Consider the following 19,431-nt stretch of genomic DNA (forward strand, 5'->3'; position numbering starts at 1 on the left):
GTGCGAAATATGATGTTAAACATGGCGAAGAACGGGATGAAAGCTTTTTGGAAGGATGAGAAAGGGATCGGAACACTTGAGATGATTCTGATCCTTGTCGTTATTTTGATTATCGCGCTGATATTTAAAGATCAGATTACGGCCTTGGTGAACAACTTGTTTAAAAACGTGAACAACAAGAGCAAAGAGTTCCTTGAATAATCGGCTTAAGAGAAGATGGAAGGACGAGACGGGAAGTTTCACGGTGGAAGCCTCCCTGGTTCTTCCCGTCGTACTGATGGTGACGGTATTGCTGCTGTTCCTATGTTTGTACATCTATCAACAGTCTTTGCTGGTCCAAGCTTCAGCTGCAGCATCCGAGCGGACTGCGTATAACTGGGATAACAGCCATAAGAATGCAGCCACGGGATCCGTAGAGCAGGGACAATATGATTCGCTATATTGGCGGTTGACGGATGATCATGTTATAGGAACTCTATTCGGCTTTGCTGGGGGTGAGAAAACGAAGTCCATTTCATTGCCGCATGGCGAAGAAGGGGGCGGGAAACTGCCCGAACTCAAAATGTTCAAGGGCGGCAAGGCTGTTCCCACAAGCATGGCGGGAGAGATGAGTTATACCAATCAGCTGCTGATTCGAAAGGTAACGACCTCGTTAAATGAGCAGGTATCTCTGACGCCATTGAGCCGAATATTGGACGATGGGGGCCAGATCAGGGTCAGCGCACAATCGATCGTGGTGGACCCTGTTGAATTTATTCGCACGGTGGATCTAATGCGATATTACGGATCGAAGTTTCAAGGCGGGAGAAACGGAACGGATAAAGCTGCCGCCGGAGAAGTTCTACAAAAGTTCGGAGGTTCGCGATAGTCATGACGAAGCATAGGAAACCACGGTCGAGTCGGATAAGGAGAGAGGGCGACCGATCTTCCGATGGATCTGTATCTGTTTTTTTGATTATCGCCCTGGCTGCTGTATTCATGTTTGTAGCTATCTTTATTGATTATTCCCGCATAGCAGCGATGAAGGTGCAGAGCGAAAGGCTGACCAGAGCGGCCGTACGCTCCGTGATGTCCTCCTATGATCCGCAGCTTCAGAAGGAATATGGATTGTATGCCCTTGGGGACACCAGCGGCGATCTTATTATGGGCAATGTGCTGAATGACAGCATGAATCCGGGAGAACGGAGCGATGCATTCCGGTTAATGGCAATGGAGCTCGATAGTTCGGGTCTTGAGCTGCAGCGTCCGCTAGGGACCTATGACATATTCAACCGGCAGATTATCGAGGATATGAAGTATAAAGCGCCGATTGATTTCACTTTGGAATTAGTGAACAAGTTCAAACCGTTATCGCAGTCCATGAAGGAAGCTTCCAATACGGTAGATGTTCTTAAGAAGCTTCGTAAATTGTATGACAAGCGGGAAGCGGCACTGGATGAGATGCTGGCAAAGCAGCGTAAGGCAGGGGAGGGCGCAATCCGGCTTTCGAAGCTGGTTATGGATCCGCCGGGACAATCGATCTCCGACACTTCGCTGGGGGGCAGGATGTATACCGCCGCTGATGTGGCATCACAATACGAGGATTATAAGGCTAAACAACAGGAGGATGCGGACAGGCCTCCCAAGGAACAACAGTATACGCTGCTGCTCATGGCTTACCGGAGCGGAATTTCTTCCATTGGCTCACAGATTTCGAGGGAGGCCAGCCGAATTCAGAGGGAGAATGACAAGCTGCTCTCAGATGCACATCAATTATGGGAGGAAGCAAGGAATCTGAATGAAGAGATGAAGCAGGTCATCAAGGATTCCGAGAATCGTTCATCTAATAGGGGATATGATCAGGTCACGAATGATGTAACGCCAGGGTCTAACGATTCTTCGGGGGCAGAAGCGGAGATGATTCAATCCATACGGAAGCAAGCTGACAAATTGATTCATAGCGATGAATTCTTGAACGGCTTCCGGCAAGAGATTGAAAGCCAGGAGAGTCGATACCAGCAGGCTGCACGAGCGGTCACCACTCTTCAGTCTTCTCTGGGGGGAGAGGGAATGAAGGAAGCGGTGCTTGAAGCCAGTCGCACATTACAGCATTTTGTTTCTAATTATGGAGTATCAGGCAGTGGAAATATTATAGATCGGCAGCAGGCGTCATTGGAACAGTTCCGCACATCGGATAAGGAACGCAAGGCGATGGAGAAGCAGGCCAATCAAAAGCTGAAGCAGGCATCCAAAGTCATTGAGGCAATTAACGGGTTGAATGGACAACATCAGGCCATTATCGATGAGTTTCGTGAACTCCAGCAGTACTATGACGAAAGTCTTCAATTTAACGCCGAAGCGGACAGTATGAGTAAGGGAAAACCTATGGATGATGATCCGTATGATGCCGGTAAACAGGCAATGGATAATATGGACGGTATGTTTGGATTTATGGGGAACGTGCTTGGCAGTGTCAGGGATGAACTGTTTCAAAATGAGTACGCCGTTCATTATTATCAGCATTTTGATATTGGGAAATTAACCGGAATGGTTGATGGTTCCAACACCGGCGGAGATATCATACAGGAATTCGCCATTGGGAACCAGGAAGTGGAGTATATTCTATACGGATTTCATAACCCCGCCGGGAATATATCCGCGGCCTATGCAGAGATTTTTTCTTCCAGACTCGCGGTCCGGACGATGGAAGGATTCATTGTGAATAGTAAATTAGGAAATCCGTTGGCGATTTTGGCGGCGGCCATTCTGTATGGGATTGAGAAGGCCATAGAGGATATGATCCAATTGTGTCAGAAGGGGAGTGTTCAGCTATCCAAGTATGCCCCCATTGAGCTGACTTACAGAGATCATTTACGAATATTTCTGCTTATTCACAGCAATAACGAGAAGAAGCTGTCACGCATGTTGGCATTGATTCGATTGAACACCGGCACCAATCCTGCGGAGCGATTTACCTATGCTTCAGGAGAGGTCAGGACGGCCATGCGTTTATGGTTTCTTCCAGGAGTGACGAAGGCGATCGGCGTTGTATTTGGAAGCGATGGGGACGAAGTTCAGGGAAGTCGTTACATGGTGAAGCGCAAGGCGGATTTTTCCTATTAGGATTAGGGGTAGTTGAATGAAACGATTATCGGAAATACAGACACCTCTCCGTAAAGGTAAAGCGTCATCGGAACAAGGAAGCATGGTCGTGGAAGCTGCACTTGTGCTGCCGATGTTTATGTTTTTTGTTATTTTTCTCATTTATATCGTGCAAATGACGTTGATATCGACAGCGCTCCAGAGTACCGTATCGGATACGGTCAAAACTGTGGCGGCTCATATGTATCCTGTCTCTCTAGCCGTGCAGGCCAATGCTGGTGGTAGTGGAACAGGAGAAGGCTCTCCAAGCACATCTCATTGGGAGATTCCCAAATTGTCGCTTTCTGATTGGGTTTCGAATTACAGCGACTCTCTTCCTGCTCCTGTTAATGAGTGGATCACGCAAGCTGTAGCGTCAGGCGAGGAGCCGCTGCAGCAGCTTAAGAACCAAACCGTGGAAGCCGTACTCGATCCCGTGGTCAAGCCGATGCTGAAGCCATTTATGCCCGAACATCTTCTGGACTATGATCGAATCCATGTGTCCAATGTTCATATTCCCAATTTGAAGAGCGGAGCGAGTCCCTATTTCGGCATTGAGCTGAATTACGCGCTTCCGATCCGGGTTCCTTTCTTGAACAAACGCATCGTGCTGCAGGCAAAAGCTCAGGAGAGATTATGGATTGGCGATACCGGTGAAGGAGGGACGGGTTCAGGGGATGGATCCGGGACAAACGGGGCGATTGAGCTGTTGGAGAAGCCGAATCCGGCCGTTGCCAGCAAGCAGGCTAAGGTAAAAGTACGAGTGGCGCCGGGCAGCAGTGCTCAATTGTCAGTCTATTATAAGAGCGGTCAGAGTACGGCTAAATATTTGGGTTGGGAGACCGCGGACGAGAACGGCTATATCGAATGGGAATGGAACGTAGGCTTTAATACAACGCCGGGAACGTGGCTGTTTGTCGTTGAGACAGCAGACGGGCAGCGGATTGAGGTGCCGTTTACGGTGGTCGCGCGGTCAGGTTCTTGAAACCTTGATAGCAAGAGTTCGAAATGAAGGGTTCCCTAAGAAGCGTTTCAGGGAAGTGTTTAAGAGAGTCATTCCAAGAAGCATTCGTTGTACATCCATAGTTAAAATCCTACCACGGCTATTCCAGTGAATAGTTTAGCAAGGGAGTTATGATGTTTTATGGCCGTTGCTTTTGGTGTTTGTGCTGTTTATTTGATCGCCGCATTCATTACAGACCTTCGCTCCATGAAAATACCGAATGTTTTAACTGTTTCGGCTATGCTGTCCGGCCCTGTCTATCATGGCGTTCTGGACGGGTGGGAGGGGCTGCTCTTTTCTTTGAAGGGGCTTGGAGCCGGATTTCTTATCTTGTTGATCATGTATTTTATAGGGGCTGTAGGAGCGGGTGACGTTAAGCTGTTTGGGGGCATTGGTGCCTGGACCGGCTTATGGTTTACCTTGCAGGGCATTATGTATTCTGTCCTTTTTGCCGGTGTCATCGGTTTGCTTATCCTGCTCTGGCGTCGGGAAACGATGAAGCGAATACGCACTGTCGTTGGCAGTATCGCCGGCGTTTTTGTGATGAAGAGCTGGTTGCCATGGCGCAACAGCCAGGAGGAACACTTGCGATTCCCTTTTATGATTGCCGTCCTTCCTGGCGTAATCAGCACGTATGTGGTACTGCACTTGTAGGAGGGGGAATTTATGCTCGGATTAAAGGCGGATTTTATGCAGAACGGTGGAACCATTATGGTGCTGGATCGGGCTGAAGGAATCCAATCATCAGAACTTAATCATGTACAGCTAGGGATGATCCGTTCGTCGAGAATCCCTCATTTTCTGAAGCTGCATATGAAAGAAGTCGATTATAAGGTAACGCTGGAGTATGATATCACCGGCAAAAAAATGCTATCTCAAACGTTAAAGAGCGAGCGCATGACGCTGACCGAATATTTTGGATTGCTGCTGCAGATCGTCACGGCTCTGGAAGACAGCAAGTTGTATATGCTTCAACCGGAGAATTATATTTTGCATGAGGATTATCTGTTTATTGAAGGTTCCCTGCATCTTGGCACTTTATATTTAACTTATGTTCCCGTTGCAGCCATCGAAGCAAGCGGCACTCGTCTTCCGCTTATGCTCAAGGAACTAATGACAAGGTTGCTTGCATCGGTGACGGAGCTAAAAGGGGGAGGGATACAGGCACTGATGTCGTTCTGCAGCGAACAGAGCTTCAATCTGCCGGGCCTTAAGAAGCTTGTGATTGAACTGTTAGCCGGAGAGGGTGAAGACCATCGTACTGTAACTCAAGCAAATGCAGCAGTGCCTTCAGGTCTGAATCAAGGATCGCCCTATACCGATAGTCAATCAAGCAACATTCGCTCCAAGCCTGCATTCGCATTTGCAGAACCGACTCATGGACGGACAGCAGTGCCACAGACGGAGAGTGACATCTACACAGATAAACAGAGTTTAATTCAAGGTCTGAAGGAACGTACGAATGAGATGTTCGGGAAGAGAGACAAGAGCGAGGAAATGAATTCTCATGCGGGTCGAAGCCCATTGGGTTCCACTCCTTCGTGGCTGCCTCATACGGATGAGACAAATTCAGAAGCTTCAGATAATGAGAAGACTTCGCCGGTTCGCACCTATATTATGTTAGGATGTTTGCTCGCCGCAGCGGGAGCTTGGAGATTGCTTTACATGAATCAGCCTACTCCATTGATGCTGGGGTTGTCGGTAGGTATTACAATTCTGCTTGCTGCGGTAACCTGGCTTGGCTGGACAGGTAAACTCCAGCTGCTCTCACGGAGATCCGGCGATTGGTCCGGTTCCTTGCCCATGTTCGAGTCAACAGAGCTTAGTCCGCAGGAGCATTCCAAGTGGAAGTCTGTCCCGCGTTTTCAGGCGGACCCTTTATCGGGTCTTCTTGGGGATAACTCGGAAACAGACGCTGGAAAAGCAGAAGCAGGGCTTGAGGAGGGGAAAGAGAACTGGAGATGGCGGGCCCCTAAATCTCCATTCAACTCCGAGAGAGATCACCATTCAGGGGGATATTCCGCACAATCTCCGCAGGGCCATGCTTATTCGCGATCATCTGAGGCAGAAGCTGCGGCCGCGGATCCATATGGGGAAGTGGGGGATTATTATGCCCAGTTGTCCCAACGGACGGAGGTGCTTTCGTTCCCTGGAGGTGAGGGAGCTACCGTCCTACTAAGTCCGGATGCAACAGCCCGTCCAGCCGTGCAGTATTCAGCAGGTGCTTACCTCGAGCTAAACGAACCGAATGCAGCCGCCCCGCAGCGGATTGAACTATATCAGCCCCATTTCATCATCGGCCGATCCCCTGACGTAGCCCAATTCGTCGCACAGGGTGTGGGGACTTCACGTGCGCATGTCGAGCTTTCGCGTGAAGGCGGGGGTTACGTCCTGAAGGATCTAGGTTCGAGAAATGGTACGGTGTTGAAAGGGGAATCCATGGTGCCTTATAAAGAATATCCTCTGATGGAGGGGGATGTTTTTATTATTGCCGGATGGTCGTTTACCCTGCGAAGGGGTTAATATTATTTAGTACATAAAGAACCCCGGATTTTGAAAGGCAGCCATCTGCCTTAACATAATACCCGGGGTTCTTTTTTTATTATTATTGAAGTGTAAGTTCGAAATTTTTATAACGAGCTTGAATAGATCAGGTACTCCGTATCTCCGGTTGGGTCCAGGTACCAGTTAGCGACCTTTTTTGAGTAATTATAAGATCCTCCGTATAAGGGCCAGCGTGTAACGTACACATTGTATTCCGGAACGAAGATATTATATTGTGCATCATATCCGCTTGGATAAGACGAGTGGATAAAAAAAGTAATAATAAAGATATTAACTTTTTTGTAGCCATATTTTTTATGTACATGGTTGGCAATATTTTTGGTCAGCAGATGCCCTGTTGAAGGTTTGCTGTCAAAGGTGTCGATAATGTTCTGCATCGTTTGTTCATCGGAAATCTCTACGGCAATGGTGAGTGTATCCGAATCGTCGGTTACGCCATAAGTTAAGTTGTTTAGGTGCAATTTTCCGAAAGAGAGATTCGAGTATTTGGATTCCAACTCCTCTTCGATTTTTACGGCTTTCGTTTTTACCGGCGGGATCGGTGTAGGCTTAGGAACAAAAGGCTCTGTCCCTTTGTAACTGGTAATGTTGATGGTATTTCCATTTACGGCCAGGGTTGCTCCAGTGGCTTCGCTAATGAAGCGAAGCGGAACGAAAATGTTTCCGTTCAAGGATACCGGAGGAGATTCGAGCAGCATTCGTGAGCCGTTTACATAGGCGTTTTTGTTGCCAACGGTCAGCACAAGGTTGATCCCTTTTTTAGTTCCTGTAATCTGCTGTTTAGCGGGATCCCACTTTACAGAGAGACCCAAGCTTTTGAATATCGGAGCGAATTGTACCAAGGTCACCCGGTCTCGCAAAATAGGGGCCTGTCGTAGCCCCACTTTAACGCCATCCACATTGACGATATTGGCTTGCGCCGCTCCTGCGGTCGGCACGATACATGTAAAAAGTAAAACGATAATAATTGCTAATTTCAACTTCACGCCATTCTTTCCTCCTAGGACTATCGGATTAGAATTCTTATAACACTCCATTATACGTGATCTATGATTTATTTCCATGATTTTCTTGGAGAAAAACAGGCCAAGTTCATTCGTATCCCTTCAATTTAACGAAATAAAAAAACGAATCCCCCTGATCCTCTGTATGAGGATTAGGGGGAGATATGATTCGGACCCAACGGTTTGTCCGAACATTTGAATGAGGCAGGTACCGTCGTTTCATTTGAAGTTGTATTATTACTTATTAATCAAATGCTGATAGGGCTTGTAGTCGATTTCCTTCTTCTGGAGGAAATTCATCAGGAATTTGTAATCTCGCTTCGGCGTAGCCACGATGTAACCTTTGATGCAGTGATCCCGGGTTACTTCGGTTGCGCCGGATTCGACGGCGATTTTGCCGATTTCGGCTGCAATGGAGTGTTTGGCGATATCCCGGAACGGTCCCGGAACCGGCTGCACCAGCTCGTCCAGAAATGCCTTGGATTCATCCGTCCACAGCGGGCGGCTTCGCTCTACCCAGTAATTTTGCCAATCGAGCTTTGATTTGCCGTCGGCTTTGGGAAGCACTTTCAGAAACTTACGGAACATGAAAAATCCGCCGATGCCCATCAGCCCAAGCATGACCCATCCCCAGAAGGCAATGGAGTTCATGAACCATGACGGCGGCGCACTGGACGACAAATAGCCCATGACGGCCCCTGTGCTCTTCATCTGTATATCACCTCAATGATTATTGTCACATGACACTTTCATGAGAATTATAACGCATTTCTAGATTTATTTCGATATACAAGCTAAAATAGGTGTAATTGTGTGTTAAAAAAGGGGGATGCAGCATGTTGAAAATTGGTTCCCACGTGTCGTTTTCGGACAAGGGATTGCTGACTGCGACGGCTGAAGCCACGTCATATGGCTCAAGCTCGTTCATGATATATACCGGCGCGCCGCAAAACACGCGCCGCAAGCCGATCGATTCGATGTTTATCGAAGAAGGCAAAGCCGCCATGCAGGAAAGCGGCATTGAGGAGATCGTGGTCCATGCGCCGTACATTATTAACCTCGGATCGTACAAGCCCAACACGTTTGAGCTGGCGGTAAGCTTTTTGCAAGAGGAGATTCGCCGTACGCATGCGGTCGGCGTGAAGAATATCGTTCTCCATCCCGGTGCGTATACCGATAAGGATGCGGAATACGGCATCGACCGAATTGCCGAAGGTCTTAATGAAGTTCTCGGCGGTACGGATGAGACCGAAGTGAAGATTGCACTGGAGACGATGGCCGGTAAAGGCACCGAGATGGGACGCAGTTTTGAAGAAATTGCTTCCATTATTGATAAGGTGAAGTACAATGACCGTTTGGCCATCTGCCTCGACACCTGCCATATTCATGATGCGGGTTATGATATCGTAAATGATCTGGACGGCGTTCTGGAGCAGTTCGACAAGCTGATCGGACTCGACCGGTTAACGGTCGTGCACGTGAATGACAGCAAGAATCCGCGCGGAGCGGGTAAAGACCGTCATACGCCGATAGGAACCGGATGGATCGGCTATGAAGCCATTCAAAGAGTGGTTCATCATGAGAAGCTTCAGGGCAGACCGTTCATTCTGGAGACGCCGTGGATTGGTAAAGATCCGAAAACGCAGCGTCCGATGTATGAGATAGAGATTGCGCTTCTGCGCGGGGATGTGGAAGGCCGTTTCGGGCCGACTTTTGCTCAGCAAGTAGAAGAACTGGGAGCTTTCTTTGCGAAGGAAGGCATCGAATCCCGTTCGTTCGTGCTGGATACCTGGACGCTTCTGAAGAATGATGCCAAGGCCAAAAAGGCGGATCCTCGCGAACCGATGGAGCGCCTGTATGATATGGTCATGGCAGCTGGCCTGCTGTCCGACCTTTCGGAGGAGCAGATCAATCAGCGCCTGATCGCTTGGTTGTCCGGTGTTTCCCTGACTTCATAAGCTTCATTAAATGGCTTTATAATCACAATACTAAGGCATTCTCGGGATAACGTCCGCATTTCGCGGCATGTTTTCCTGAGAGGCCGATTGACGTTAATTGCAGATTTAAAAGGAGGATCACCAAGTCTCATGGAAATTCACATCAAGAAGGATCTGTCGTCTGCGGCAGGTCAGTACCCTAATCGTGCCCGCATGCTGATCTCCTGTCCGGATGGACCGGGAATTGTGGCGGCGGTCTCCCAGTTTCTGTACCAGCATGGCGCCAACATTGTCCAGTCTGATCAATATACAATGGATCCGGCCGGCGGCATGTTTTTTATGCGGGTGGAATTCGATCTGGAGGATTTGAACACGAAGCTTCCCCAGCTGGAGGAGTCCTTCCGGGAAGTTGCCGATCAATTCCGTATGGAATGGAATATCTACCATGCGGTCCGCAAGAAACGGCTGGCGATTTTTGTTTCAAAAGAAGATCACTGCCTTGTAGAGCTGCTGTGGCAATGGCAGGCAGGCGATCTGGACGCGGATATCGCGCTGGTGGTAAGCAACCATCTGGATATGAAGGAATACGTGGAATCGTTCGGTATCCCGTATCACCACATTCCGGTTACGGCTGATACGAAGCCTCAAGCGGAGCAGCGTCAGCTGGATGTGATCGGCGATGATATCGACGTGATTATTCTTGCGCGTTACATGCAGATTATTTCGCCAACCTTTATCGAACATTACCGCAACCGGATTATCAACATCCACCATTCCTTCCTTCCGGCCTTTGTCGGCGGCAAGCCTTATGCGCAAGCTTATAACCGCGGGGTGAAAATTATCGGAGCCACCGCCCATTATGTAACCGAAGAGCTGGATGGCGGGCCGATTATTGAGCAGGACGTGCAGCGCGTTAGCCACCGGGATGATGTCAACGAGTTGAAGCGTATCGGCCGTACCATCGAACGCGTGGTGCTTGCAAGAGCCGTCAAATGGCATGTTGAGGATCGGATTCTGGTGCATAACAATAAAACGGTTGTATTCAATTAAGGATTGCAAGTGAGGCTGTATTCGGACGATTCATCATAGATAGTACAATGGAGCAGCCCAACACTTTAACGCTGCAATGGATTACCCCTTGATCCCGCTCCTCTTATTGGAGTGGGATTTTTATTTATAGCCGACTTGGTAAAAAAAGCTAGATCGCCCGATATGCAGAAATTACGGTCCGATACATCTCTTGATGGAAGGAAACGTCAAACTTTTTATAGATTCGACTCGTCAATATAGTTGAACTTGTGAAGAGAACCTTTACATACGTCTTCTGAACATAGGTGTCATTTGTCATGAGAAAGCAATTTATATGTGGAGAGGGGAATCATCAGTTGTCGTTTTATACAAAAAAAACGTGGATGTTGCTGCCGATGGTGGCGCTGCTGATTGTTGCAACGTTATCCTTCTCGTTCCCGGCCGGAAACGTCTACGCCGACGGAGCGAAGATTGGCATTCAATCCGAAATGGGTTATCAAGGCAAGATTAAACATGATAAATGGAATCCGCTCAAACTGACCTTAACCAGTGACCGGGATATATCCGGTGACGTGGTCGTGCAGATTCAGAACTACAATGGCTTCGGATATCAAACCTCCTACGTCCAGCAGGTGGACCTGCCGAAGGATACGCCGAAGGAAGTCGTGATCGGCATTCCAGGGGCTGTGCTGAATAAAGATAATAACCAGATCCTCTTCTATGAAGGATCTTATACCAAGGGGAAGCAGATTCCGTTTGCCTCAGGTAAAAATTACGTGCAGGCTTCTCCGTATCAAGGCGCACTCATTGCCGTGTTATCCGATGATCCGGATACGATGAATTTCATGAATGTCCTTAACGGCAAGGGCAACAGCGTGAACGTGTTCCCGCTTAAGAACGCCAGCGTTCCATCGGATGGAATGCTGCTGAACGGACTGGACGCCATCGTGATCAACAATTTTGCTTCCGATACGCTGTCAGAGCCACAACGCAAGGCGATTACAGATTGGGTGAATGGCGGCGGCACCCTGATTCTGGCCGGCGGCGCGGGATATGCCAAAACAGCGGCGCCGTTTGCCGACATCACGCCGGTCGTTGCGGATGGAACCACCACCGTTCATTCGCTGGCTGAGCTGGAGAAGCTTGGCGGGAAGCCGCTGAACCTGGATGGGGCATTTACCATTTCCACAGCGAAAGCGGTGGAAGGCTCCAAAATCGGAATTGAAGCGGACGGACAACCTTTGTTTGCCTCGAAAGCCTATGGCCAAGGGAGTGTTCAATATGCGGCCTATGATCTGGCTATGGAGCCGGTGAGCTCATGGGCAGGCCATCCGGATGCATGGGCATCAATATTGCGCAATAACCTTCCCATGGTGGGCGCGCAGAATGGCATGTACTACAGTTCGCTGATGGACAGTTTGAATTACGTTCTGGAGTATTTTCCATCGCTGAAGATGCCTTCCTTCACCCTGTTGTTATGGATGCTCATTATTTATGCGGTCGTCGTTGCCCCGCTGCTCTACTATATCTTGAAGAAGGCGGACAAGCGGGAATGGGCGTGGTTCTTGATCCCGATCATTGCCGTCATCGCGAGCGGTTCCGTTTACGTGGTCGGTTCATCGGACAAGACGCGGGAACTCGCGCACACCATCAACTTGATTGAACTAAACGGTCAGGGGGATGCGGTTAAATCGACGGCTTCCGCATTTTTCACGCCTCGAAGCGGGAACTATGCTTTGGAATTTCCGGAGAATACGTATTTGAAAACGGGGCAGTCCCAGACCAGGTTTGGAGGAATGGGCGAGAATAAGAGTTTTGTCCGAGTGGAGCAGGCGTCCACGACGCTGGAGCTACGCGACATGTCCCAATGGTCATTAGCTAAGGTCTGGGTGGACCGTCAAGGAACTGAGGAGATGGGGCGTCTGGGCATGGATTTGAAGCTGGATGCCAAAGGAGAATTAAACGGTAAGGTCACCAATGACACGATTAACGATTTGACCGAGGTTGTGCTGGTTGTCGGGGGCAAAGCCTACAAGCTGGGAGATATCAAGAAGGGGGCTGCTGCAGCCGTTCCTCAGGACCCGAAACAAATCATCAAGTTTACGGGCGGTGACTTGTCCGGGATGCTGTACCCTTATTCGCAGAATGATCCGAAACAGCGTGAGCGCGATATTATGTCCCAATACGGATATTCCAACAGAATGGTCAACAGGGATGCTTACATTTTGGGATGGAGCAAGGACCATTTGACGAATTACACGCTGAAAGGCGCTGAGGTGGACAGTGATCAGCTCAATTTCTGGATACAGCCGGTGGAGATGGATTGGGGACTGAACGGGGAGATTAACATTCCTTTCGGCTTCCTGTCTCCCGAAATATCGCAGGTGAATGCGCCGATGTTCGGGGTTTACCCTCATGGGGTCGAGATGGGACAGGGCAGCTTGATCGCCGAATTCCCGTTAATTTCGGAAGGCAACGTGAAGTATTCGGAGTTGTCCGTGAAAGGCACCAAATTTAACAACAACGTTACGATGGAGATCTGGAACTCGAAGAAGAGCGCATGGGAGCCTGTTACAGACGCGAACAATGTGTTTACCATTACCAAGAATCCCGAGCAGTATATCGTGGGGAATCGGATCCGCTTCATGATCACCGCCAAGGATCAGACCAACTTTATGATGCCGGAGCTGTCTGTGAAGGGGGAGGCCACTCAATGATCGAGATTAGAAACCTGAGTAAAAAATACGGAACCTTCCATGCGTTGAAGGACATCAGTCTCCATATCGAAAAAGGGACGGTATTTGGATTTGTCGGTCCGAACGGAGCCGGCAAATCCACAACGATGTCCATATTGGCCACCCTGATGCTGCCAACCTCGGGTGTTGCCAAGGTCGGCGGCTTCGACGTGACCCAGCATCCCAAGGAGGTCCGCAAGCGGATCGGCTACATGCCCGATTTCTTTGGCGTGTATGACCAGCTGAAGTCTACCGAATATTTGCATTTTTACGGGGCAAGTTACGGCATTCCGCGCGCCGAGCGGGAACAGCTCATTCCGCAGCTCCTGGAGCTTGTCAACCTGAGCGACAAAGCGGATACCTACGTCGACAGTCTCTCGCGGGGCATGAAGCAGCGGTTATGCCTTGCCCGGTGCCTGGTGCATGATCCGGACGTCTTGATTCTGGATGAGCCGGCTTCGGGGCTGGATCCGCGGGCGCGGATCGAGATGCGTGAAATATTGAAGGAATTGAAACTGATGGGCAAGACGATCATCATTTCGTCGCATATTTTGCCTGAGCTGGCGGAGATGGTGGATGAAATCGGCGTGATCGAGCACGGCGAGATGGTTGCCCAAGGCAAGGTGGCCGATATTCAGAGCCGTCTCCGCGTGAAAAAAGTCATCCACATCCGCACGCTCGAGCGTGAAGAGGAACTGGCCGAGAAGCTGCGGGACGAACCGTTTGTCACGTCGGTATTAACGGATAACACCGGCGTCCATGTTCATTACGGCGGGGATGACACGCAGCAAAGCGCTCTGCTTCGGCAGGTGGTCTCCTGGGAAATTCCGATTGTCTCGTTTCAGGAAGCGCAGAGTAATCTGGAGGATGTATTCCTCGAAATTACCAAAGGAGGGCCCCGCGAATGAATTGGAGCAGAAAGCTAATTAATCCGGTTATTGACAAGGAATTTCGGCTGCGGATGCGTTCTACGCGTTCCATGCTGTCGGTGTTGTTTTATGTATTGGCTCTCGGAGCCGTTGCGATGGGCTTCATTTATCTCTTCTTATATTTGGGACAGCGGGGACCACAGCGATTCGATCCGCAGATGAGCCAAATGATGTTCTATGTGCTGAGTTTTGCCCAGCTTGTCCTCATCGCATTCATGGCGCCGGCTCTTACCGCCGGTGTCATCAGCAGCGAGCGGGAGAAGCAAACGCTGAGCATGCTGCTGACAACGCAGCAGAGCTCGGCCACGATTGTGCTGAGCAAGCTGGTGTCGGCGCTCAGCTTCATGACATTGATCGTGCTGGCCACCCTGCCGGTATACAGCATTGTTTTCCTGTATGGGGGGATTTCGCCGAAACAGCTCATATCCGTCTTTGTTTTTTATTTATTCGTGATGCTGCTGCTCGGTTCGCTTGGGGTGATGTTCTCGACTTTATTCAAAAGAACCATCGTCGCGATTATTGTCACCTACGGTGCGGGACTGATTATCTTCCTTATAACAGGACTTCTGTATTTGTTCTTCATGGGAATTGAACAGCAGAATATGTATCAAAGCGGGCAGGCGCCAACGCCAGGCAGCTATTCCTGGGTCGGATATTTGCTGGGCTTGAATCCGGCTGGGGCGATGATGAGTTTGTTTAACCCGTCCTTCTCAAAAGACGTGTTCCTGCTCCACGGAGGAAGCTTGAACAGCAAGGCTCCCATTGAATTGTGGCTGGAATTTTTCATCGTCTATTCGGTTGTGATCGTTCTCGCCCTGTGGGTTGCCGTACGGAATATCCGTCCTGTCGCCAGGCGGAAGCGTAAGGATAAGAACGAAGAACAGCTCCCGCAAGTATCGGAAATGACGCGGGACGAAGCGTAACCTAAAGCATAACAGCAGGGTAAGGAGGAAGAGCAATGGACAACATCATGCGTTTTATCGAAGCCGCGAGACGGCGGCTGCAGCGATTCCGCGTCATAACGTATGTTTTATACGGACTGATGGCAGGGTTTGCCGCACTGCTGCTGCTTCTGGTGCTGGGGAGATTCGTGCCCATAGCCTGGCTTCCCGTTGCATCCGTCGCCATTCCCGTCGGGGCAGGATTCGTGGGTTTGTTATGGGGATGGCTGCACCGGATTCCGATCGAAGAGGCTGCTTCTGCGATGGATCATGTTCCTGACGGAGCGGAGCGAAGTGACATGATGGTGACGGCACTATCGTTCAAAGAAGAGGAGTCGCAGGCCGCAAAATGGCAGCGCGAGCAGGCGGAGCGCTATGGCGCACGCTTTGCAGAGCAATTGCCGGAGCGTCTTCCTTACCCTAACCGTAAAAGACATCTCTTGATCTGTGGCGCTTCGTTGGCTGCCGTGCTCATCCTTGTTTTTGTTCCGAATCCGATGGATAAGAAGGTGGAAGCGGCAAAAGAAGCTCAGAGCTGGATGAAGGAGCAGGCAGCCAAAACCGAAAAGCTGGCGGAAGAACTCCAGAAAGAAACGATCGATCCTGCTGACAGGAAGAAGCTGCAGGAGAAGCTGGATGCCTTGAAAAAAGCGCTGGAGCGTGAGAAGCATCCCGAGCAAGCGCTGGAGAAGCTGGAAGAAGCCATGAAAGAGCTGGAGAAAATGGCGAAACAGCAGGAGGAAAAAGCGAAGGCATTGTCGGAGCTGGCCCAAAAAATGCAGCAGGAGAAGGCGTTGTCCCAGGTAGGGAAAAAGCTAGCCGAGGGCATGGCCGATGAGCTCAAGCAGGAAATGAAGAAACTCACCGAGCAGGTGAAAAAGATGTCCCAGGAAGAGAAGAACGAGCTGGCCGATGCTTTGAAAAAGTTGGCTGAGGAAGCGGCCAAGCAGCTGGAGGACGGGAAGCTGGAGCAAGAGCTCAAGAAAGCGGCAGACTCGCTGAAGGAAGGCAAGCTGCCGAAAGAGCTGGAAGAAGCGCTCCAGCAGCTGGCCGAGGAGCTGGCTAAAGCGGCCCAAGCTAAAGCCGCATCCGACAGTCAATCGCAATCCGCCGCTTCGCTGGCGTCCTCCCTTGCTTCGCAAGGACTGAGCTTGGCCGATCAGATGACGGCTGCCGGGATGTCGGTATCGGATGCCTGGAGTAACGGCGGCAGTGCGGAGGCGTTGGCGCAGGCGGGATCCGGGGAAGGCTCGGGAGAAGAAGGCGAAGGCTCGGAGGGAAGCTCCGGGGAAGGCGGCTCCGGGGCCGGTCAAGGTCAAGGCGCCGGTAGTGGGTCCGGTTCGGGGAGCGGCTCTGGATCAGGAGCAGGCTCCGGCTCTGGCGGCAGCGGAGGATCGGGAAGCGGAACCGGAAGCGGAGCCGGCCTCGGCTCAGGTGGTCGCGAGCTTGTGACGATCCCTAGGGATTTCAAGGGCAGCGGCAATGTGCAGAACGATTCCGGCGAGATCAAGGGCAGCGGCGGAGATATTCAGAAGGGCGGTGTTTCGCCGACCGTTCCGGGCATGTCCAGGCCTTATGAGGAAGTGTACCGCGATTATGAGACCGAAGCGCGCAAAACGTTAGATCGCAATCCGCTGCCTGACCAGATGCAAGGGTTGGTTGAGGAATATTTCATACAGATCAATCCGAATCCGTAGGGGATCGAGGAACCGATAACGAAAAGCTATATAGATTAAACTAAAGAAAAGAAGAACTTCAACGAAAGAAGGCGGAATTATTCTGGAGAAACGAAGAGGTCGCCCGAAAGCTTTCCAAAGGAAAGCTCGCATCGGAAGCATATACTGCCCCCGGATTTTAACCATGCTATGGATGTATAGAAGAAATCTGGGGGCAACAGCGATCGGAAGAATAATCCGCATTCGTAGTGATGCTCAGGCTAAGAATCTTTAGTTCAACTTATATAGAATGAGTACTTGAACTTTACCAAGAAGATGGAGGTTTCGTCCATGTCGGATATAGCAGTGAGACCACAGGAATGGATGGAGAAAATATCAGGCCTGCGGGAACATATCGGCAAGGTGATTGTCGGGCAGCAGGATGTTGTGGAGCAAATGCTCTGGTGTATCTTTGCAGGAGGGCACGCCCTCCTGGAGGGGATTCCGGGTCTCGGTAAAACGATGCTCGTCCGCACGGTGTCGGAAGCGTTGGAGCTATCCTTTTCCCGTATACAGTTCACGCCGGATTTGATGCCGAGCGATATAACGGGCACCAATATCCTATCGTTCGGGCAGCATGGGGACACCGGGATGACCTTTCAAAAGGGTCCGCTGTTCAGCAGCATCGTGCTGGCCGACGAAATTAACCGGGCCACGCCCAAAACCCAGAGCGCCTTGCTGGAGGCCATGCAGGAGAAGACCGTCACGGTGGGTGGGGTAACCCACCAGCTGCCCAAACCTTTCTTCGTTCTTGCCACGCAAAACCCGCTGGAAAACGAGGGAACGTATCCATTGCCGGAGGCGCAGCTTGACCGCTTTCTGCTGAAGATCGAAGTGTCGTATCCAAGCGCGGATGAACTGAAGGAAATCGTGAAGCGGACGACGTCCTCCCACGAATTCCAGGTGGAACGGCAAATGACCGGCGACGAGCTGCTGGAAATCCAGCGCGGAGCCCGGGAAGTGCTGGTTGCCGAGGAAATTTTGGACTATGCGGTTCGTCTGCTCATGATGACGCATCCCGAAGAGGCAGCGGCCCCGGAGGCGGTGCGAAAATACGTTCAGTTCGGTTCCGGACCGCGGGGCATTCAGTCCATCATATCAGTGAGCAAGGTCCGTGCATTGTGCAGCGGGCGGATGCATGTATCGACAGGGGATATTCGCGCCGTGGCTTTATCTGCGCTGCGCCACCGTTTGTTCCTGAATTTCGAGGGGCAGGCGCTCGGCATTACGACAGACCATGTCATTCAGGAGGTTCTGCAAGCGCTGGAGGCATCCGCGTGAGCGGGGGCGGGCACCTGCTTCCTCCGGAATGGCTTCCGCGTCTGGAGCGGCTGAGCCTGGATGCCAAGCGGCGGGTTGCCGGGACGCTGCAGGGAAAGAGGCGATCCCGCCGGCTCGGATCGTCCCTCGAGTTTGCCGATTATCGAGTGTATGCACCCGGCGATGATGTCCGCAGGTTTGACTGGGGCGTCTATTCTCGTACGGGAAAAGCATTCGTGCGTCAATTCATGGACGAGCAGGAGCTGACGGTCAGTCTATTCGTGGATTGCTCGGCATCGATGGGGGCTGTCATGTCATCGTCATCCGAACCATCTGCTGCAGATCCGGCAGGAACGAAGGAAAGTCCGAAATGGCTGCTCGCACGTCAACTCGCCGCAAGCATCGGCTACATGGCATTGTCCTCTTACGACAGGCTGCAGATCGCCTGTTACAGCCGTTCGATTAACGCCCGCCTTCCGATCATGAGAGGAAAGGGCTCGGCCCATCGCCTGTTTTCGTTCCTGCAAGGGGCAGAAACGGGAGGCGAGGGCAGTTTGGGCGCAGCGCTTGCGGTTCCTGGCGCACTCCCCCGGCAGCCGGGGATGACCTGGGTGTTCTCGGATTTTTGGCTCGAGGGCGGCGAGGAGGAGTTGTTCAGGGCGCTTTCCCTTTTATCCGGCACCGGGCAGGAAGTGGTGCTGGTGCATGTGTTGTCAAGGGAAGAACTGGAGCCTAAATTGACCGGCGATTTGCGATTGGTCGACAGCGAAACGATGAGCGGCAAGGAAGTGGCGTTGACGGGTAAAGTGCTCGATGCTTACAAAGAGGAGCTGGAGCGGTACCGGACGATGCTGTCCCGCGTGTGCGCGGAGCGGGGGATGTCTTACGTGCTCATTCCGGCGGACATGCCGCTTACGGATGCGATGTTCGGGGTGCTTGCGGGAGCTGGCCTGGTTACTGGATAGAGCGGGATCCCTTGCAGGGCCCCGTGTCCAAGCATCTGCAGGAGCTTCATACGTATTGGGGAAGCTGGTAGACAGGGGAACACCGGTGAATACACATCTATGAAATGCGGGCTTCACGAGCACCTGTTTGTGATCTATATAGAAGAAACAAGAAGAGAACTCGTTGAAATAAAACAGGAACAGATGACAGGCCTTCATCCGATGCTTTGAGAAAACGTCCAAGTCGTG

16 protein-coding genes are annotated in these 19,431 nt (G+C 51.0%); 14 read left to right on the plus strand and 2 right to left on the minus strand.

Features of this window, described 5'->3' with window-relative positions:
* Window positions 1-9: 9 nt before the first annotated feature.
* From AK95_RS24810 to AK95_RS24835, 6 genes are all read left to right on the plus strand, one after another.
* Complete coding sequence (locus tag AK95_RS24810) at window positions 10-201, plus strand: Flp1 family type IVb pilin (RefSeq protein ID WP_015737227.1); 192 nt, start codon at window positions 10-12, stop codon at window positions 199-201.
* A complete protein-coding gene (locus tag AK95_RS24815) occupies window positions 194-868 on the plus strand; it encodes a TadE/TadG family type IV pilus assembly protein (RefSeq protein WP_071222594.1) in 675 nt (224 codons plus the stop codon). The genes AK95_RS24810 and AK95_RS24815 overlap by 8 nt, the downstream gene beginning before the upstream one ends.
* A gap of 2 nt (window positions 869-870) precedes the next feature.
* Window positions 871-3,102, plus strand: a complete 2,232-nt coding sequence (locus AK95_RS24820; RefSeq protein WP_071222595.1) for a hypothetical protein — start codon at window positions 871-873, stop codon at window positions 3,100-3,102.
* Window positions 3,103-3,118: 16 nt separating this feature from the next.
* Window positions 3,119-4,105 (plus strand): TadE/TadG family type IV pilus assembly protein, encoded by a 987-nt coding sequence (locus AK95_RS24825; protein ID WP_071222596.1) that lies wholly within the window; start codon window positions 3,119-3,121, stop codon window positions 4,103-4,105.
* A 159-nt stretch (window positions 4,106-4,264) separates the two neighbouring features.
* The gene (locus AK95_RS24830; protein ID WP_071222597.1) at window positions 4,265-4,777 is read left to right on the plus strand and encodes an A24 family peptidase; all 513 of its coding nucleotides are present in this window, start codon (window positions 4,265-4,267) and stop codon (window positions 4,775-4,777) included.
* Window positions 4,778-4,789: 12 nt separating this feature from the next.
* Window positions 4,790-6,646, plus strand: coding sequence for a DUF6382 domain-containing protein (locus AK95_RS24835; protein ID WP_071222598.1), 1,857 nt, complete (start codon window positions 4,790-4,792; stop codon window positions 6,644-6,646).
* Between the two features lie 107 nt (window positions 6,647-6,753).
* On the opposite strand, the gene AK95_RS24840 is transcribed toward AK95_RS24835, so the two are convergent.
* Together AK95_RS24840 and AK95_RS24845 are read right to left on the minus strand one after the other, a co-directional pair.
* Window positions 6,754-7,674, minus strand: coding sequence for a copper amine oxidase N-terminal domain-containing protein (locus AK95_RS24840; RefSeq protein WP_071222599.1), 921 nt, complete (start codon window positions 7,672-7,674; stop codon window positions 6,754-6,756).
* Between the two features lie 255 nt (window positions 7,675-7,929).
* Window positions 7,930-8,403 carry a DUF2621 domain-containing protein gene (locus tag AK95_RS24845; protein WP_009594427.1) on the minus strand — a complete coding sequence of 158 codons (474 nt, stop codon included), beginning with the start codon at window positions 8,401-8,403 and terminating at the stop codon, window positions 7,930-7,932.
* Window positions 8,404-8,528: 125 nt separating this feature from the next.
* Here AK95_RS24845 and AK95_RS24850 point away from each other — a divergent pair, with 125 nt between their 5' ends.
* The 8 genes from AK95_RS24850 (at window position 8,529) to AK95_RS24885 (ending at window position 19,203) form a co-directional block, all read left to right on the plus strand.
* Window positions 8,529-9,650: a deoxyribonuclease IV gene (locus AK95_RS24850; protein WP_071222600.1), complete on the plus strand. Its 1,122-nt coding sequence runs from the start codon at window positions 8,529-8,531 to the stop codon at window positions 9,648-9,650.
* Window positions 9,651-9,779: 129 nt separating this feature from the next.
* The gene (purU, locus tag AK95_RS24855; protein ID WP_071222601.1) at window positions 9,780-10,679 is read left to right on the plus strand and encodes a formyltetrahydrofolate deformylase; all 900 of its coding nucleotides are present in this window, start codon (window positions 9,780-9,782) and stop codon (window positions 10,677-10,679) included.
* 296 nt (window positions 10,680-10,975) lie between these two features.
* The gene (locus AK95_RS24860) at window positions 10,976-13,375 is read left to right on the plus strand and encodes a DUF7408 domain-containing protein (RefSeq protein WP_071222602.1); all 2,400 of its coding nucleotides are present in this window, start codon (window positions 10,976-10,978) and stop codon (window positions 13,373-13,375) included.
* A complete protein-coding gene (locus tag AK95_RS24865) occupies window positions 13,372-14,301 on the plus strand; it encodes an ABC transporter ATP-binding protein (protein WP_071222603.1) in 930 nt (309 codons plus the stop codon). Before AK95_RS24860 ends, AK95_RS24865 begins: the two co-directional genes overlap by 4 nt.
* On the plus strand, window positions 14,298-15,245 hold the full coding sequence (locus tag AK95_RS24870; RefSeq protein ID WP_071222604.1) for an ABC transporter permease: 948 nt from the start codon (window positions 14,298-14,300) through the stop codon (window positions 15,243-15,245). The genes AK95_RS24865 and AK95_RS24870 overlap by 4 nt, the downstream gene beginning before the upstream one ends.
* A 35-nt stretch (window positions 15,246-15,280) precedes the next feature.
* The gene (locus tag AK95_RS24875; RefSeq protein ID WP_071222605.1) at window positions 15,281-16,960 is read left to right on the plus strand and encodes a phage tail tape measure protein; all 1,680 of its coding nucleotides are present in this window, start codon (window positions 15,281-15,283) and stop codon (window positions 16,958-16,960) included.
* A gap of 309 nt (window positions 16,961-17,269) precedes the next feature.
* The gene (locus AK95_RS24880; protein WP_071222606.1) at window positions 17,270-18,259 is read left to right on the plus strand and encodes an AAA family ATPase; all 990 of its coding nucleotides are present in this window, start codon (window positions 17,270-17,272) and stop codon (window positions 18,257-18,259) included.
* Window positions 18,256-19,203, plus strand: coding sequence for a DUF58 domain-containing protein (locus AK95_RS24885; protein ID WP_071222607.1), 948 nt, complete (start codon window positions 18,256-18,258; stop codon window positions 19,201-19,203). Before AK95_RS24880 ends, AK95_RS24885 begins: the two co-directional genes overlap by 4 nt.
* The last annotated feature ends 228 nt before the right edge of the window (window positions 19,204-19,431 follow it).

This window comes from Paenibacillus sp. LC231 (assembly GCF_001860525.1).
Taxonomy (GTDB): domain Bacteria; phylum Bacillota; class Bacilli; order Paenibacillales; family Paenibacillaceae; genus Paenibacillus_AQ.

Coding starts and splice junctions, on each gene's coding strand:
- AK95_RS24810 (WP_015737227.1), top strand. CDS start 10: ATGATGTTAAACATGGCGAAGAACGGGATGAAAGCTTTTTGGAAGGAT.
- AK95_RS24830 (WP_071222597.1), top strand. CDS start 4,265: ATGGCCGTTGCTTTTGGTGTTTGTGCTGTTTATTTGATCGCCGCATTC.
- AK95_RS24845 (WP_009594427.1), bottom strand. CDS start 8,403: ATGAAGAGCACAGGGGCCGTCATGGGCTATTTGTCGTCCAGTGCGCCG.
- AK95_RS24870 (WP_071222604.1), top strand. CDS start 14,298: ATGAATTGGAGCAGAAAGCTAATTAATCCGGTTATTGACAAGGAATTT.
- AK95_RS24825 (WP_071222596.1), top strand. CDS start 3,119: ATGAAACGATTATCGGAAATACAGACACCTCTCCGTAAAGGTAAAGCG.
- AK95_RS24835 (WP_071222598.1), top strand. CDS start 4,790: ATGCTCGGATTAAAGGCGGATTTTATGCAGAACGGTGGAACCATTATG.
- AK95_RS24880 (WP_071222606.1), top strand. CDS start 17,270: ATGTCGGATATAGCAGTGAGACCACAGGAATGGATGGAGAAAATATCA.
- AK95_RS24865 (WP_071222603.1), top strand. CDS start 13,372: ATGATCGAGATTAGAAACCTGAGTAAAAAATACGGAACCTTCCATGCG.
- purU (WP_071222601.1), top strand. CDS start 9,780: ATGGAAATTCACATCAAGAAGGATCTGTCGTCTGCGGCAGGTCAGTAC.
- AK95_RS24860 (WP_071222602.1), top strand. CDS start 10,976: ATGAGAAAGCAATTTATATGTGGAGAGGGGAATCATCAGTTGTCGTTT.
- AK95_RS24820 (WP_071222595.1), top strand. CDS start 871: ATGACGAAGCATAGGAAACCACGGTCGAGTCGGATAAGGAGAGAGGGC.
- AK95_RS24850 (WP_071222600.1), top strand. CDS start 8,529: ATGTTGAAAATTGGTTCCCACGTGTCGTTTTCGGACAAGGGATTGCTG.
- AK95_RS24875 (WP_071222605.1), top strand. CDS start 15,281: ATGGACAACATCATGCGTTTTATCGAAGCCGCGAGACGGCGGCTGCAG.